Source organism: Planktothrix rubescens CCAP 1459/22, from assembly GCA_904830895.1.
GTDB lineage: Bacteria > Cyanobacteriota > Cyanobacteriia > Cyanobacteriales > Microcoleaceae > Planktothrix > Planktothrix agardhii.
This window is the reverse complement of sequence record LR882961.1, coordinates 1-14,466: the sequence shown is the minus strand read 5'-3', so window position 1 is coordinate 14,466 and position 14,466 is coordinate 1. Positions and strand designations below refer to the sequence as shown.

17 protein-coding genes and 1 pseudogene are annotated in these 14,466 nt (G+C 41.2%); 13 read left to right on the top strand and 5 right to left on the bottom strand.

Going from position 1 to position 14,466, the window contains the following annotated elements; genetic code table 11:
- The 3 genes from NMG86_RS25685 (at nt 1) to NMG86_RS25675 (ending at nt 1,738) form a co-directional block, all read left to right on the top strand.
- Nucleotides 1–396 (top strand): DUF4351 domain-containing protein, encoded by a 396-nt coding sequence (locus NMG86_RS25685; protein ID WP_040957831.1) that lies wholly within the window; start codon nt 1–3, stop codon nt 394–396.
- Nucleotides 397–552: 156 nt separating this feature from the next.
- Complete coding sequence (locus NMG86_RS25680) at nt 553–1,077, top strand: hypothetical protein (RefSeq protein ID WP_026798354.1); 525 nt, start codon at nt 553–555, stop codon at nt 1,075–1,077.
- Nucleotides 1,058–1,738: a nucleotidyl transferase AbiEii/AbiGii toxin family protein gene (locus NMG86_RS25675; protein ID WP_026785217.1), complete on the top strand. Its 681-nt coding sequence runs from the start codon at nt 1,058–1,060 to the stop codon at nt 1,736–1,738. The genes NMG86_RS25680 and NMG86_RS25675 overlap by 20 nt, the downstream gene beginning before the upstream one ends.
- Nucleotides 1,739–1,930: 192 nt before the next feature.
- Here the strand turns inward: NMG86_RS25675 and NMG86_RS25670 are convergent, their stop codons facing one another.
- On the bottom strand, nt 1,931–3,034 hold the full coding sequence (locus tag NMG86_RS25670) for a ParB N-terminal domain-containing protein (RefSeq protein WP_040957830.1): 1,104 nt from the start codon (nt 3,032–3,034) through the stop codon (nt 1,931–1,933).
- A gap of 110 nt (nt 3,035–3,144) precedes the next feature.
- On the opposite strand from NMG86_RS25670, the pseudogene NMG86_RS25665 reads away from it, so the two are divergent.
- The 3 genes and pseudogenes from NMG86_RS25665 to NMG86_RS25655 form a co-directional block, all read left to right on the top strand.
- Nucleotides 3,145–3,375, top strand: a pseudogene (locus NMG86_RS25665) (tyrosine-type recombinase/integrase); the annotation flags it as partial.
- 93 nt (nt 3,376–3,468) lie between these two features.
- The gene (locus tag NMG86_RS25660; RefSeq protein WP_026798352.1) at nt 3,469–3,693 is read left to right on the top strand and encodes a hypothetical protein; all 225 of its coding nucleotides are present in this window, start codon (nt 3,469–3,471) and stop codon (nt 3,691–3,693) included.
- A gap of 65 nt (nt 3,694–3,758) precedes the next feature.
- On the top strand, nt 3,759–3,968 hold the full coding sequence (locus NMG86_RS25655; protein WP_026798351.1) for a hypothetical protein: 210 nt from the start codon (nt 3,759–3,761) through the stop codon (nt 3,966–3,968).
- A gap of 155 nt (nt 3,969–4,123) precedes the next feature.
- Here NMG86_RS25655 and NMG86_RS25650 read toward each other — a convergent pair whose 3' ends face one another.
- Together NMG86_RS25650 and NMG86_RS25645 are read right to left on the bottom strand one after the other, a co-directional pair.
- Nucleotides 4,124–4,696: a hypothetical protein gene (locus NMG86_RS25650; protein WP_237746761.1), complete on the bottom strand. Its 573-nt coding sequence runs from the start codon at nt 4,694–4,696 to the stop codon at nt 4,124–4,126.
- Between the two features lie 78 nt (nt 4,697–4,774).
- Nucleotides 4,775–5,044: a hypothetical protein gene (locus NMG86_RS25645; protein ID WP_144018203.1), complete on the bottom strand. Its 270-nt coding sequence runs from the start codon at nt 5,042–5,044 to the stop codon at nt 4,775–4,777.
- A gap of 748 nt (nt 5,045–5,792) precedes the next feature.
- On the opposite strand from NMG86_RS25645, the gene NMG86_RS25640 reads away from it, so the two are divergent.
- The 7 genes from NMG86_RS25640 to NMG86_RS25610 all read left to right on the top strand — a co-directional run bounded on the left by NMG86_RS25640 (nt 5,793) and on the right by NMG86_RS25610 (nt 13,505).
- The gene (locus NMG86_RS25640) at nt 5,793–6,200 is read left to right on the top strand and encodes a hypothetical protein (RefSeq protein ID WP_026798347.1); all 408 of its coding nucleotides are present in this window, start codon (nt 5,793–5,795) and stop codon (nt 6,198–6,200) included.
- Nucleotides 6,145–6,903 carry a hypothetical protein gene (locus tag NMG86_RS25635; protein WP_144018204.1) on the top strand — a complete coding sequence of 253 codons (759 nt, stop codon included), beginning with the start codon at nt 6,145–6,147 and terminating at the stop codon, nt 6,901–6,903. The genes NMG86_RS25640 and NMG86_RS25635 overlap by 56 nt, the downstream gene beginning before the upstream one ends.
- Nucleotides 6,904–7,083: 180 nt before the next feature.
- Nucleotides 7,084–7,617 carry a hypothetical protein gene (locus NMG86_RS25630; protein ID WP_026798345.1) on the top strand — a complete coding sequence of 178 codons (534 nt, stop codon included), beginning with the start codon at nt 7,084–7,086 and terminating at the stop codon, nt 7,615–7,617.
- Entirely contained in the window at nt 7,618–7,890 is a 273-nt protein-coding gene (locus NMG86_RS25625; protein ID WP_026798344.1) for a hypothetical protein, read from the top strand.
- The gene (locus NMG86_RS25620; RefSeq protein ID WP_144018205.1) at nt 7,887–9,323 is read left to right on the top strand and encodes a hypothetical protein; all 1,437 of its coding nucleotides are present in this window, start codon (nt 7,887–7,889) and stop codon (nt 9,321–9,323) included. The genes NMG86_RS25625 and NMG86_RS25620 overlap by 4 nt, the downstream gene beginning before the upstream one ends.
- Nucleotides 9,324–9,451: 128 nt before the next feature.
- Nucleotides 9,452–9,913, top strand: a complete 462-nt coding sequence (locus NMG86_RS25615; protein WP_026789293.1) for a hypothetical protein — start codon at nt 9,452–9,454, stop codon at nt 9,911–9,913.
- A 226-nt stretch (nt 9,914–10,139) separates the two neighbouring features.
- Nucleotides 10,140–13,505: a DUF3854 domain-containing protein gene (locus tag NMG86_RS25610; protein WP_499103753.1), complete on the top strand. Its 3,366-nt coding sequence runs from the start codon at nt 10,140–10,142 to the stop codon at nt 13,503–13,505.
- On the opposite strand, the gene NMG86_RS25605 is transcribed toward NMG86_RS25610, so the two are convergent.
- The gene (locus NMG86_RS25605) at nt 13,502–13,816 is read right to left on the bottom strand and encodes a ribbon-helix-helix domain-containing protein (RefSeq protein ID WP_087882304.1); all 315 of its coding nucleotides are present in this window, start codon (nt 13,814–13,816) and stop codon (nt 13,502–13,504) included. The two genes, NMG86_RS25610 and NMG86_RS25605, sit on opposite strands and share 4 nt — an antisense overlap.
- Nucleotides 13,813–14,466: AAA family ATPase (locus tag NMG86_RS25600; protein ID WP_087882305.1), on the bottom strand; the 654-nt coding region annotated here is incomplete at its 5' end. The genes NMG86_RS25605 and NMG86_RS25600, both read right to left, overlap by 4 nt.

The following is a 14,466-nucleotide window of genomic DNA, read 5'->3' as shown; positions in this document are numbered from 1 at the left end:
ATGAGTGAGTTGAAACGCTATTGGATTGTTGTCCATTATGAAATCGAGTTGACGGCAGAAACGGAGTGGGATGCTTGCCATAATATTCGTCTGGGCAATAGGATTGTTGAAGAGGCGAGTATTGCTGCCCAAGAGATTTCCTTCAATGGCGATCTCAAAGCGTTGATTACTCAAACGAGGCTTACTGTTCGTAAAGAAGCGACTCTGGCTATTATTCTTAATCAACTCTACCATAAATTACAAGATTTTTCTTTGCTCGCAAATGGGCTACCGCCAGAGATACAAGCCCAGGTGGAGGCACTATCGATTGAACAACTTGAAGACTTAAGTATAGCTGTCCTTGATTTTGACTCTTTGGAACATCTAAGTGCCTATTTGCAGACTCAAAACGATTAATCCTGAATGAGATAATGTCGAGATGGGTGTACCCACTTCAGATATTATGATTGATTTTCATTCCCCATTCAAAAGCCAATTTCAAGTGAAATCATTTAAGCTATAATAGTTTTATTCGTAATTCATGAATAAAGAACATTGCTAACTAGCTCCTGAATGAAATCGGCTCAAAAACCTCAAGATATCGTCATCTTGCTCAAAGTTCACTGTTTAGATTCGATGTGGACTTATGATGACTTGGCAAAAAGTTTAAAGACCAGTGCTTCTGTCGTGTATGAGGCTTTACAGCGTTGTGAACAGTGCCATTTGTATAACAGCAAAAGAAGAAAAGTGTTAAAAGGGGCTGTGGAGGAATATCTTATACATGGTTTAAAATACGTTTTTCCGGCTTATCCTGGGGCATTGGTACGGGGTATACCCACGGCTCATTCTGCGGAACCCTTGAAGGGGTTGTTGATGGTCGATGATCAAAATCCTTATGTATGGCCTTTTGCTCAAGGGAAGAGCAAGGGTCAGGAAATTACACCTTTATATCGCTCTGTGCCGGAAGTTGTGGGGGATGATCCTTTATTTTATGAGTTATTGTGTTTGGTGGATAGTTTACGGGTGGGTAAGGTGCGAGAACAGGAATTAGCCGCAGTAGAGTTAAAAAAGAGGCTGTATGACTCATCCTCAGATTAGGAATTTGGAAAGAGTGGCGAAGGTTTTGGCGGCTGTACCAGAGCGTTTTGTGTTTACGGGTGGGGCTACGATTTGTCTTTATTTGGATGAGATTTTACAGGATGAATTGCGTCCCACATTAGATGTAGATTGCGTGGTAGAGATTTTTTCGAGGTCTGAGTATTATACTTTGGCGGAACGGTTGCGAGAAGTTGGTTTAGAGGAATGTACAGAACCAAATGCTCCGTTATGTCGGTGGCAATATCAGGATTTAATAATAGATATTATGCCTTGTGAACCTGGGGTTTTAGGGTTCACTAATCGTTGGTATGGTGAGGGGATTAAGAATGCGATCGCCTATAATTTACCCAGTGGGCAAGTCATTGATATTTTTTCTCCTGTTTATTTATTGGCTAGTAAGGTAGAGGCTTTTTTAGGACGGGGTAAAGATTTTCGGTTTTCTAAGGATATAGAAGATATTGTAATTTTGTTAGAGGGTTGTCAGGTCTTGGAAGAAGAATTTAATCAGATTCAAGGTGAAGTTAAGATTTTTCTGGGGTCTTGGTTTCGAGAAAATAGGGAAGAGCTACAGGAAGCGGTGTTAACTTTTTTGCCAGCTTCTAGTGGGGAACGGGAAGATTTAGTAATTGATTTAATTGAACGTTTGGGTAGGGTTATTTAAGGAAAAAGGATAAACCTCTCACCAGTACCCACTCTCCACCCCGCACTCCGCACTTTTGGCGCACTCTTTGTGGATGAAAAACTAGGCTTTAGTGAATGGGTATTATCTTAACCTAACTCTCCCTAATCATTATTACGCAAGCAATGTAGCTTTCCTCTCTCGGTGAAGGCTGTTTTCACACGGGTTGAGAAATTAAGAGCCAGAAAGCCGAGGTAACGTTAAAACTTTTTCCAAATATTCCAGATACAGCAGTTGTCGAGGCGTAAATTCTACACGCTGTTGCAACACATCCAGCAAGGCGATTTCCAGTTCATCTAAGTCTAAACTCCGCAGTCGCAGCACTTTGGAAGCGACCTGTAATAATTCATCACTAGGCTCATCAATTTCTACTAAATCTCGACTGTAAAATTGCAGCATTTCACTGCCTAAGTTCAGCCCAATCAACCCAGAAGTTCCTGTGCCTTCCACCCTTCCCCAATACCCATTCCAGCGATTGTCAGAGGGAGCAAAGGTTAGGTTCGGGTCAATGTTGACAACGGCAAAGTCGCCCGATACAAATAAGCGGGGGTCATCAAGACTGGCTTCTTCGGCGAGCAGTAGGGTAGCTTCTTTAGGAGTCCGAGCTTGACCTGTAGCAATTAAATCTAAGATTTGTTTTTGTTGTTTTCGAGGCAGTTTCAGTAAGGAATAAGCCGCTTGAATGCTGACGGTGTTGAGAATTGAACGCCAAGCATCAGCCCATTCTTCGTTTCCGGCTTTGATTTCCCAGTCAATTTGAGTCACCACTTTGGCGGCTTTAGTGTAAGTGACACCGGAACCCAAACCCACCTTAGCAGCAACTAAATCCCGGGTGGTTCCCTTCCGACCTTCTGAAAATATATCCATAAGGTTGTCGGGTTCATCAATTTTAAGTCCGGCTTCTTGCCGTTGTTTGGCGCGAGCCGATTCGACTTCTTTCCACGAGTTAGCTTCTCGGACTTTTTGTTCACGGGTTTTGGAGCGGGCGAGATTTTCACTCAGGAGGGCTTCAAGTTCTGACAGTCGATTGGGAAAGGCTCGAATTTCAACGGGAATGCTATCCCAGTTTAATTGGAGGGCGACTTGCCAGCGTCGATGACCGCTAATAATGACTTGTTTGGGTGTAATTAAAATCGGGTTAATCCAATTGGACAATTGAATTTGTTCGACCAATTCCCCAATGTTCATCTGACCGTAAATTTTGAGGTAGCGGGGATGGGGTTTGAGGCTTTTGGGGTCTACGGTTGTTAGGGTGATTTTTACATCAGGTGAGGGCAAGTTGAGCAGGAAACTCTAGGTTATATTAAAGCCGTTTAAGATTCAGTACGGATAGCAGAAGGATAGCATAACGAATAGCAGGAATAGCATAAGAATCGTTATGTTTGAACTTATTTAACTTGATCAGAAAGTTTTCCCAGAAAGCCGGGATTTCCAAACCCATGTCACCCCACCGTGTCCGCCATAGTTCCATCACCGCCGCCCTCGATGCCACCGGGGGAGATGTGCGCCGGGTGCAGAAACTTAGCCGCCATAATGATGTGAATATCTTGATGGCCTATGACGATAATCGCCAAAATGCTCAGGGAGAAATTACGAATCTTTTGGATGATTTGTTGTAACTATTGAATTTGAGCCTAACCTTGTGTAAATAATTTCAGGAGGTTGTAAGGTTAACAAATTAGAACTTTAAATTTTAATCGTCAAAAAATATTATGTTACGAGAAGAAGCACAATGGTTAGGAAAAATGATTAATTCTCTTGATGAAAAAACCGTTTTTCCTCTTTTAAATCTTGGGAGTTCTAGCAAAATTTTTCGAGAAAAAGAACAACCTTGGATAGATCAATATTTATTCAGATCTCCTAGAGAAAAGGGTAATTTGGTGATCCACGCTGATCTAAAACAAGACTGCGGCGTTATAAATTCCCTTTACATTTAGACCCTATTGATACTCTATTTCGTCCTAATATTAATCAATTGTGTCAACTTTTTCCTGAATTGGAAATGGTTCACGGCGAAATTATTGAAGGTGGCAAGTTAATTCAGTGTACATCTGTACCCCCTTTTCTCTATTTAATAGTAATGATGATTCGACTATTGTTACCAATTTATCAGCCGCTACGATGGCTTAATTCCCTGCGTTATAGTTTATGGTTATTTAGAGATATTTCGGTTACTTGTATTGTTTTAAAAAAAACTCACGCTCAAAAATGATCCTAAATTGTATTACCATAGGCCAAATGCTTGAATTAGATTAATTTTGTTCATCCGAATGAGAAAAACCTAAAGATTTTCCTAAGTTGGAATTTTCCCAAAAAGCTTGTCGCTGAGAATGCGTCATCACTTTTGTTGTGCCTGCTCTAACCTGATTAGAGGTTGAGGCTAGTTGGGACTCCCCATTCATTTTCTTGTCTGTAACAGAAGGCTTTTGCTTCTTTCTTAGAAAATTTGAACGCATATCCATCTTCTCCCGGAGCGATAGTTGTTGGCCCCAAACACTGCATTTGGATTATATCTCTATAGTAGTTGATAGCATCTTCCAATGACACTAACACAATCAGTGTGTCGGTTCCTGAGCAACACTGTAATCCCACTTGTACAGCGTACCAGATTAACCATTTGCCTATGGGTACAATCAAACGTTCTGAGAGTTGTCCTCTACTGACTGGGTTAGTCTCCAGATGTTCTATCTCCAGAAATTCTGGGGAGGCAGAATCAGAATAGGGATAAACACCATATCGAACTAATCCCCAAAGCTGTTTATCGTAAATTAGTTTAACGATGTTTTGACAATCAAAGTCCGTTGCTTGCCACAACAATAGCCAGTTAAATGTCCAGTCAGTCGGCATATCTTCCTCTGTTGCTGGAGTTAGTAAAGCTGTTTGTTGAGTCCCAGTTTGCGCTAAAACGGATACCTTAAATGATTTAATGGGTGTCATCATTCACATTTATTTAAACAGAAAATCATGGTTTTTATTCGTTGAAATTGGCAGTAATTGGCAGTTAAGAGTCCCGCTTCATTAGTCATCAATATTAAAATAATTCTTTAATTTATCAGATTCAATATTATTTAATTTTTTCCCAGTTAAAACTTTTCTGATAATCACCTGAATGTCCTCCGGCGGTGATATTTTTGCATTTTCATCATCATCATCATGTTCCCCCACAGACTCAAGCCCCTGACGGATGAAATACCTGATCTGCTGACTGAGACTCCTTTCATATCTAGCGCATACCCTGTCTAACGGCCCTCGCAACCCTTCTATATCAATTGTGATCCGTTCAACCATATTTTTACCCCGTATCAGCATCAAATCTCATTATATCAGCACTTAGAGACTCATAAGATATTCTAATATAAACAAAATAATTCATTCTGTTTAATTTTGATGTATTATTGATTCTATAGCGCCCTAGAACATCCCCTCGCAGAACCCTAGATAGGACTCAGAAGATACCCAAAGGAAGCTATTACCTCCCCTGAGAGGTTTGTTTCAATTCGCAATCCCCCATTACGGAGGATTGTTAGGCAAAGCAAAAATGGCTGTGTTTTTTCTCCTTAATTAGAAATTACCACCATCAATAATGTTGTCGATAAGCAAATCTTCTCCTTTTTTCCATGCACTAACATCAGCTTGTATTAAGGTTTTGACCCTATCCTTCATGTTCTCCTGTTTGGTTGTGCATTTCAGCTTGAAGTCAAGGTGAAGTGATTCGGGTAGGTCAACTCTGATAATCTTTTCCTTCTCCACAATGTACCTCGATGTCTTTATATCTTCAGTATCACCGATGTCTGAATACCAAGCAATGTATCCAAGCTATTCAGATACTTCTTGACATTTAAGATATCTGAATATACTGTATTATCTATAGCACTCCAAAACATTCCATGCTAGGACTCCCGATAGAGTCACAGGGCGGATTCTAAGAGCTATAGCACCTATCCTGAACCTTGAAAACTAAATAGCCTAGCCACATCCTCACAATAAGAGGCTCAACTGTGGAAAGCAATTAATTCACTTTATTATCCCAAGGAAAATGACAGCAATTAACCCAGAAATTATCCCAAACAATGAACGGGTTAGGCTTTACAAGAATCGAACCGAGAACAGTTTGTACACTTCCCAAAAAGATTTAACTTCTCGATTGAAACGGAAGGCACAAACACTCAGAACATGGGTCAACCTTTTGATTACTCATGTTGACAGTTTTTGGAAGTTCTACAAACCTCGTAAAGCCTACTGTGATTATGTTGTCTGGTGTATTGAACGCATTGATGAACATGATAAAAAACAATGCAAATCAGCACCACGACCGGACATAATCGAGGATTTTATTGTTAACAATTCTCAATCATTGACCATCAAAAAATACTTAGAGGAATTGGAAAATGTCTGCACAACCGAAACAAAAATCGACAATGCAAAACTTAGCAAAGTCGCTTAAAATTGGTGAAACTGAATTACTAATTGCCATAAAACAACTTGGCTTAAATCCATCAGAAGTTGAGGAAAGTTGGGGGGATGCGATCGCCAATCACCTAACCGGAACTAAACCCCAAACACTCAAGGGAACCAAACCGGAATCAACACCGGAAAGCTTCAGTATTGAAGACTCAGAGGACTTTATCGACTGGGAAGAAATCGAGAATGAGTTAGGGGAAAATGCCTTAGCACTTGTTCAGGAGTTGGGACTAGAACGAGAAGCTGTGACCCGTAGTGATTTTGCAGCGCTCAAGGAACTCGCTCTCAGTAACCCTGTGGCAGAAAACATGGTGAACCATATCGGGGCCGTTGGGGGTTTATCCGGTGGCTTGATTGATGAATATATCCGACAACAACGAGACAATGCTCAAGCCCTTGCAGATGCCGGAAATATCGAGTTTGCCAAGACTTTATTACAGGGACAAATCGAGGGAATTAACCAGGTTGTTGGGTTGCAAAATTTGTTAGCTGAAGACTTCCAAAACTTAATTCACCAACGGATTGAGGAACTGGGAAAACGGGGAAAGGAACGCCCAAACGAACTGATAAAGGACTTGGGAAAAAAGGCAACAACCAACCAACAAAGCAGTCAGAAAGCGTCAACAGTTCGGCAAAAGAAACTGGATTTAGTCGGACTGAAATCGAAAGCCTCCAACAGCAAATAAACCAATTAAAAGAGACGGTAATCCTGCTAGAAAGCCGTCTCTCTAATAAATCCAACCATCACGAAGGATTAATTATGAAAGCGATTATATCACGATTACAGCGCATCCTACGACAACTTGAGAGCATATCATCCAATCAATATGACGGTTTAGTTATGCAGTGTTTGGGAGGGTTTTAATATGGGAATTTTTGATGCCATTGGCAGAATATTTGGCGGTGGTAAAAATGATACTGCTACCGACCCTAAAATAGCCATTAAAGGGGATATTTCACCTATCCCACAAAACCTTATCACCCCTGATTACCGCCCTCAGAACGGGGTTTATATTGCTACTTCTGCTGACATTTTAAGAGAGTGGGAATCAAGGGGATGGATGATTTCTAAAGATGATTTAGAAACTCTCAAAGCCATGCACAAAACCCTTGAAGGTTACGAGAAATTGTCTAAGGAGTACGGAAAGGAATTAGGAGCTTTTAGTAGAACAGAAGCCAAATTAGTCGGGACTGTAACTAAAACTATTCCCAAGGTTGCCGGGGGGAATTTTGCCCAATATGCAGCTAATCAAAAACTTAATTCTGATATGGATAAAATAGCTGTTGAGTATCAGAAAAACATCGCTCTCAGGGAAGCAGAAGCCCGACAACTGCAACAACAACTAGAACAACAAAAAGCACGAATACAAGAGCGTAAGGAACGCTTGAGAGGAGGTTAGATGTCTCGATTTAGTCTCTACTTTGGGACGGGGTTATTAAGTGTTGGGGGTTGGCAGTTCTTAACTTTAATAACTCGCTCTATTCCTAACTTTATCTGGCTATATTGGTCAGGTTTTTTTATTATCATTGTCGGGTCAATTATTGCCTGTACCGCAGTTGCTAGACAGGTTTATAGTGGACAGTTTGCAACGTCATCGCCAACATGGTTAACCGTAATCGTAATTATTTTAATTAGTTCCTTTCTGGGGGTGATTTGGGGATGGGGTTTTTGACATGGTTAGAGGATCATGAATCGGCAGTTAGTTCCCTGATTTGTTGCGGGGGTGGTGTTGTTGCCCTGAGTTGGTCAGTTGTCAACCCCGGACTTAACCCTTCTCGGTTTTATGCTTCAGGTTGTGCGGGGTTATTTGGGGTGGGGGCGATCGCCACGGCAATTAAAGGACTAAAGGAGGAGGAAAGGTCAATTATCCGCCGGGACACTCAAGAGGAAATATTTGGCTTGTATCAAGTGGCGGAAATCCAAACTGTTCAAAATATCTTGTTCCCACCTTCTCCCATGCCGCCAACTCCTGATATTTACAACCAATACTATCAAATGCAGTTAGGTCAAAACCCTGAGCAGTTGGACTTCTACAACTGGGATGATTTAGCCGATGAAGCTTCTGGAATATTAGTTGGGGGGAACTCCGGCAGTGCCAAGACTTCACTCGCTGCTGGTTTTATTGTTGGGAAATTAACCGCCGTTACCCCTGCGGAAGTGATTGTACTTGACATTCACCAACAAAAAAATATCATCTGGCAACAGATGGGATTCCCCCGTATCGAGTCCGATGTTCAGGTAATTTATCAAGTTCTCTGCTGGTTAATTGAGGAAATTGAGCGCCGAAAACATCAAGACGGACACCCGATAATTGTCTGCCTTGACGAAATCAACGATACTCTGAGTGAGTTAGAACAACTGGATACCATTAGCCCCTTGCCTGGTAAACAAAAACGCAGAAATACCTTTATCTATGCCATCCGCAAACTTTCTAACGCCCGGAAGTTTGATATCTGTTTGTTGGGGCTTATGCAAAGCCACAATACAGAAGCCATAGGCATTGACGGGAAGTTTAGGAACAACTTTTTACTAATACTCTGTGGTGCTTCTGCTAGGGGAGAAATCGACAATAAATGGAAACATGATGACCCTAGATTTTTACACATTAAAGATACAGCTTATTCGGCTGTAATTAGCGGTTCAAACCCTCTCCAGATAGCAGAACATCCCACCCATAAGCACCATGCTCAATACAAGAAAAAAGGTAATGCACCTGCTAATTTGATACAGCCTAGATTCCTTGATAAATCATCAATTCCGGTCTTTGAATCGGAACAATCAGAAGACTTTGATGAGGATTATCAACCCCGTCAACCTTCAAAACCTGAACCACATTTACCCCGATTTAATTTTGATAAACCCCCCTTAGACCCTAATTATCCCAACCTATCTATAGAGCAAGCCAAAATAGTTAGATGGGTAGGCAAACAAGGGGGGAAGGTTAAGTTAAACGAGATGTTAAAAGGTTTGACAATTTCAAGTGATGGTGAGAGATGGACTAAGCAAAACTATCTCAATGCTTGCCGTTTTATTGCTGATAAAGGATATTTGTTGATGACAACTGAGGGGGAAACAATTTGGTTAGAAGCTCCTACCCCGTCGTAACCTGTCGTAACCGTCGTAACCCCGTCGTAACCCGTCGTAAAGGGCAGTACAGGGGGGCTTCTATAACCTTACGACACCTACGACGCTACGACACTACGACAGTTTTATTAACTAACCCGGACAAAGTTATGCAAACAATTAATATTACTCCGACAGCTTCAATACTGGATGAGAATAAACCTCCTAAATTGATACTCCTAAAAGGGATTGCGATCGCTACCATCACAGTTAGTTTGATTGGGGGAATTATTCATGTAGTTAATAGTCGTCAAACTATCACCAAGTTACCCACAATGGAACAACCTAACCCCGGTATCAGTAATCAGAAATTAACACAACCATCGGAACCGCCCCTAGTGATTACTAAGAAGCCACAGAAACTTATTGTTATTGAGGAAGGATCAGATGCTTGGTTTTGCTTACAGAATAACGGCGGCTCCGGTTGCCTTGACCGTGATAGATTTGCTCCTAATTACCGCTTGGTTTCACCACCTAAACGGGTCAAAACTTATGAAGATTATTTGATTCAATATGGGGTTAGGGAGTCGGGGTATTGCGGGAGGTATTTTAATGGCCGTCCAAACTGCTAGGACTTAGATAATCCTGACGGGCTAATGCTTTGGGCTTTAAATCCAATCCTTTCTGATGGCGAGATTGAGTTTCTCAGGAGAGATTTGTTAAATGTTACCGAAATTGATTGCTTTTTGTACTTATTTAGGCTTAAATGATTATCACCCACAGGAACTTTTGGCAAGGATTCTGCGGGTGATAGTTAGTTATTCAACCAGGGTTTTGTAGAAACCCTTTCATAAACTTATGGATATATTAGCACAATCAGGGCATACTGCAAGCGTTTATTCAACTTTTTCTCCTGATTTTCTCAAGGAACCGCATTTTATTGAATGGCAAGGCTCTGGAGTCCATCAAAATATCATTGGTCTAAACGTTGTTAGCCTAGAAGGATATCAACCCGCCGAGTATTTATTTTATTCGCCACAACTCAAGCGACTCAACAGCGGCAGAGTTAGTTCTCCCCTCCTAACCACCTATGGACACTTGGAATTGGGGGGCTGGTTTTGTCAGGGTCTAGGACAATGGGGCTGTTTTAAACCTGACCAACCTCGACATGATGGCAAATCTAAGGTCATCAAATATGAACATCCCCCAAAAGTCCCCACCAGTATCTTTCAACTCTCGGTATCTTGGAATATTGGTCTAAAGATTGCTCTCAAACATGGCTATGGCCAAGAATATTCACAACGTCTACAACATCATTTACAGCTTCCCTTCAATATTTCCCCGGCGCATTTACTCCAGGGATACGATAGTTTACTGGACTCGCTTCTGTCTGAGGAAGATATTGGGTTTTGGGACTGGGTACTAGAGAATAATATTCCCATTACGATTTGTGAAGGGGCTAAAAAAGCGGGGGCTTTATTAACTGCTGGTTATGTGGCCATTGGTTTACCTGGTATCACCGGGGGGGTACGAGTTGAACGAGATAGCAATGGTTTGAAACTGCGGAGTTTCCTACTCCCTGAACTAGAACGGTTTGCTAATAGACGACCATTCTATATTTGTTTTGACCATGACCGGAAACGGACTACCCAAATTGCAGTTAATCGGGAAATCCAGAAACTCGGTCAATGTTTAAAATCCTTGAAGTGTCCCGCTTGGATAATTAGTTTACCTGGCCCCGATAAAGGCGTGGATGATTTTATTGTCCATCATGGTGAAGGTCAATTTGACCAATTATTTATTGCAGCAACGGATTCAGAGTATTGGAATTATCAGAAGGAATATTCTATTACTTATCCTGTAACTAAACTTAATAGTCGGTATTTAGAGCTTCAATTCCCAGAACAGGGATTAGTTTGTATTAAGTCAGGAAAAGGTACAGGGAAAACCGAGAATCTAATTCCTTTGATTGAAGGAGCAATGGGCATTGGTCGGAAAGTTCTAGTAATTAGCCATCGGATTCAGTTAGGGCGTTCAATTTGTAAGCGATTAGGGTTAGTCTGGGTGGAAGACCAGAAGGAAAATCCCTACGATTCTATCTTTGGTTTTGGCTTATGTATTGATAGTTTACATCCTCTAAGTCAAGCTAAGTTTAATCCCTCTGAATGGGAGGATGCTATTATTATTTTAGACGAAGTTGAACAAATTATCTGGCATTTACTCAATAGTTCAACCTGTACAGATAAACGAGCCATTTTATGCCGAATGTTCATGGAATTAATGCAGACGGTTTTGGGTTCTGATGGTTTAGTTGTTGCTCAAGATGCGGATTTATCTGATTATGCTATTGATTATTTAATTGATTGTGCTGGGGGGAACATTATCCCTCAAGTTTATGTTAATGAATATAAACATAATCAACAACGGAAAATTATTGTTTATAATCAATCAAATCCGTCCCATCTAATCACTAAACTCTATGAATCCGTAGGGAAAGCTCCGATTCTAATGGTTTTAGATAGTCAGAAGGTTAAAGGGAAGTTTTCTTGTATTAATATTGAAAGTCAATTACGAGAGTCTTTTCCTGAGTTGAAGATTTTGCGGATTGATTCGGAAACTGTTGCTGATGAAACCCATGAAGCTTTTGGCTGTATGGAAGATATCAATAATCATATTAAAGATTATGATGTTGTTATTACTTCTCCCACGATTGGTACGGGAGTTAGTATTGATTTAGTTAATCATTTTCAAGCGATATTTGGGATTTTCCAAGGGGCAATTAATGTTAAAGATGCTTGTCAATTTTTGGCAAGGGTTCGAGATTTGAATGTTCCTTGTCATGTTTGGGCGGCGAACTATGGTTGTGGTCAAATTGGTAATCGCCAGACTGATTGGAAACCCTTATTGGCAACTCAAAATAAGGTTTTTAAACGCAATCTCCAGATTCTGCAAGAAATTGATTTAGAGTTATCTATAGATTTTGATGAGCAACTGACTCCTAAACATACTAAATTCTGGGCTAAGTTTGCTGCACGGGTTAATGCAGGTCAATGGAAATTTAAAAATACTTTAGTCAGGGAATTAGAAGCGGAAGGACATATTATTGAATTGTCTGAATTTGAGAAAACTTCTTTAGAATGTGAGCGTTTATTAGGTGAAGTTTTAGACCCCTTAGCTGAGGTTCCTGAGTTCACTGAACAATTAAAAGGAACGGTTCAAAAACTCCATCATTTAGAACAAACTGCCAAAAATCACTTAGAGAAAGCGACGGAAACCAGGGATAAGAACCAATATAGTTATGCTAAGTTTATTGCGGCTCAATTCTTGGTTTCTCGAAATCAATATGAGGAACTAAAAAGTAAGCGCCAGAAAACCAAAGAGGATTTAGCCCAACAGCGTCATTATGAGATTTCTTATCGTTATGGGGTGGAAGTCTCGCCGGAGTTGGTGTTGAGGGATATGGCGGGGGATTATCCTAAGTTGCGGTTACATTATTATTTACTGCATCCTGACTTAGTTCATCAACGGGATAAACACCATTTACAGAAACAGTTGGAGGCAGGGGAAGGAAAAGTTTGTTTGCAGGATATTAAGTTATTGTCGGCACAAGTCCAGGTGTTGCAACTATTAGGAGTTGAACATTTACTTAACCCTGATGCGGAGTTTACCTTGGAGTCGGAGGAAATTTTGGAGTTTGCGGATAAGGTGATTACCTACAGTCGAGATATGAGGGATTATCTGGGGATTAGTCCCGATAGTAAAGCTTCTCCTATCCGTATTGTTCAGGATGTGTTGAGGAATAAAATTGGTCTACCTCTCAAATGTGTGCGCCAAATTAAGTTACCCGATGGGACAAGGCAACGAGTTTATGCTTTTGATTGTCCCACCTGGCGTTACTCTATCTTTGACCATTGGTTAGAACGGGATTTACTCAGGGAACAGGAGGGAACACCGCAGTCTATAAATAATATAGAAGTTGTTGTGAGTGATGTTCCCGAATCAGAAAGTGCACCTCCGGCCGGAGAATCGGAATTGCTGAAACGGTTTTGGACACAATTCTGGAATCTGTTCACTTGTACCGATTGGAAACCCCGACTCAGGAAGCTATTGAAGATTCCCCAAGCTTTGCAATGGGTGGCGGAGGAATTGCAAACTCAGCCTATTCTGGAGGATATTTTCAGGACTCTTGAGGGTTTCTTTCCTACCGATGAGGCCCTAAATTAATCCTGAACATTCTCTAATGCTTCATCTAATAGGAGTCTGACGATTTCCGCTTTGGTTCGTCCTGTCCTGGCCGCCAACATTGATAATTTTCGATGGGTGGATTCGGGTAAATCGACGGTGAAGCGTTTTGTCCCTTCTTTGGGTTGAACTTGTAATCTGTCCATAAATGTTGTTTCTGGTTGGGGAATGGGTTGGGGTTCGGAAATTTCAATCGGTTTGGGAGTTACCGCCGGAGTTGAATTTTCTCCATAGACAAATTCTTGGGCTAAAGCATCACTCAAGGGTTTACGGGTTTGTTTTTTATTGGTCATACTCCCTCTGGCAATTGTTTCAAGATGGCTTTAAATAATCGGTCATATTCGATAGCAGCTTCACTGGCGGCTTGTCCTGGTAAGTCCCAAACAGTTAGTGATTGACCGGAAGTATCGGCGATGGCTTGTTTTTGGTGAATGATGGGTTTTAAAAATTTAGCATCGGGGATTTGAGATAAAAGGGCGATCGCCTCCTGTTTGAGTTTGGTATTCTTCACCGCCCGACTTAGGAAAACTAAACCTTTGGGCAATCCCCCCCGCACAGACTGAGCCTGTTTGAGTAATCGCATGGCATCGCTGGCAGACCGTAAATCAACACCCGTTGGTTGCACCGGAATTACGGCTAAATCACATCGGAATAAAATAGCTCTGGTTTCTTCGGAAAGACTCGCCGGGCCGTCAATAACTAGGTAATCGTAATCTTTGATTAACTCTGGAATCTTTTCTAGGATGTCATCTGGTGATTGAATCACTTGACAAGGAATCTGGTTTTCCATCCCGGCAATCCACTGAGAACTTGACCGTTGAGCATCGGCATCTACGAGTAATACCCGATAGTTTTTCTTGACCTGAAGCCAATAAGCTAAATGCACTGAGGAGGTAGATTTTCCCGACCCCCCCTTCTGATTGATTAAGGCAATTATTCCCAT

What these genes read in the sequence shown, in the direction of transcription:
- NMG86_RS25655 (WP_026798351.1), top strand. Translation starts at nt 3,759, where the DNA reads ATGGTTCACGGCGAAATTATTGAAGGTGGCAAGTTAATTCAGTGTACA.
- NMG86_RS25625 (WP_026798344.1), top strand. Translation starts at nt 7,618, where the DNA reads ATGTCTCGATTTAGTCTCTACTTTGGGACGGGGTTATTAAGTGTTGGG.
- NMG86_RS25630 (WP_026798345.1), top strand. Translation starts at nt 7,084, where the DNA reads ATGGGAATTTTTGATGCCATTGGCAGAATATTTGGCGGTGGTAAAAAT.
- NMG86_RS25640 (WP_026798347.1), top strand. Translation starts at nt 5,793, where the DNA reads ATGACAGCAATTAACCCAGAAATTATCCCAAACAATGAACGGGTTAGG.
- NMG86_RS25680 (WP_026798354.1), top strand. Translation starts at nt 553, where the DNA reads ATGAAATCGGCTCAAAAACCTCAAGATATCGTCATCTTGCTCAAAGTT.
- NMG86_RS25650 (WP_237746761.1), bottom strand. Translation starts at nt 4,696, where the DNA reads ATGATGACACCCATTAAATCATTTAAGGTATCCGTTTTAGCGCAAACT.
- NMG86_RS25685 (WP_040957831.1), top strand. Translation starts at nt 1, where the DNA reads ATGAGTGAGTTGAAACGCTATTGGATTGTTGTCCATTATGAAATCGAG.
- NMG86_RS25675 (WP_026785217.1), top strand. Translation starts at nt 1,058, where the DNA reads ATGACTCATCCTCAGATTAGGAATTTGGAAAGAGTGGCGAAGGTTTTG.
- NMG86_RS25635 (WP_144018204.1), top strand. Translation starts at nt 6,145, where the DNA reads ATGTCTGCACAACCGAAACAAAAATCGACAATGCAAAACTTAGCAAAG.
- NMG86_RS25605 (WP_087882304.1), bottom strand. Translation starts at nt 13,816, where the DNA reads ATGACCAATAAAAAACAAACCCGTAAACCCTTGAGTGATGCTTTAGCC.
- NMG86_RS25615 (WP_026789293.1), top strand. Translation starts at nt 9,452, where the DNA reads ATGCAAACAATTAATATTACTCCGACAGCTTCAATACTGGATGAGAAT.
- NMG86_RS25645 (WP_144018203.1), bottom strand. Translation starts at nt 5,044, where the DNA reads ATGGTTGAACGGATCACAATTGATATAGAAGGGTTGCGAGGGCCGTTA.
- NMG86_RS25660 (WP_026798352.1), top strand. Translation starts at nt 3,469, where the DNA reads ATGTTACGAGAAGAAGCACAATGGTTAGGAAAAATGATTAATTCTCTT.
- NMG86_RS25610 (WP_499103753.1), top strand. Translation starts at nt 10,140, where the DNA reads ATGGATATATTAGCACAATCAGGGCATACTGCAAGCGTTTATTCAACT.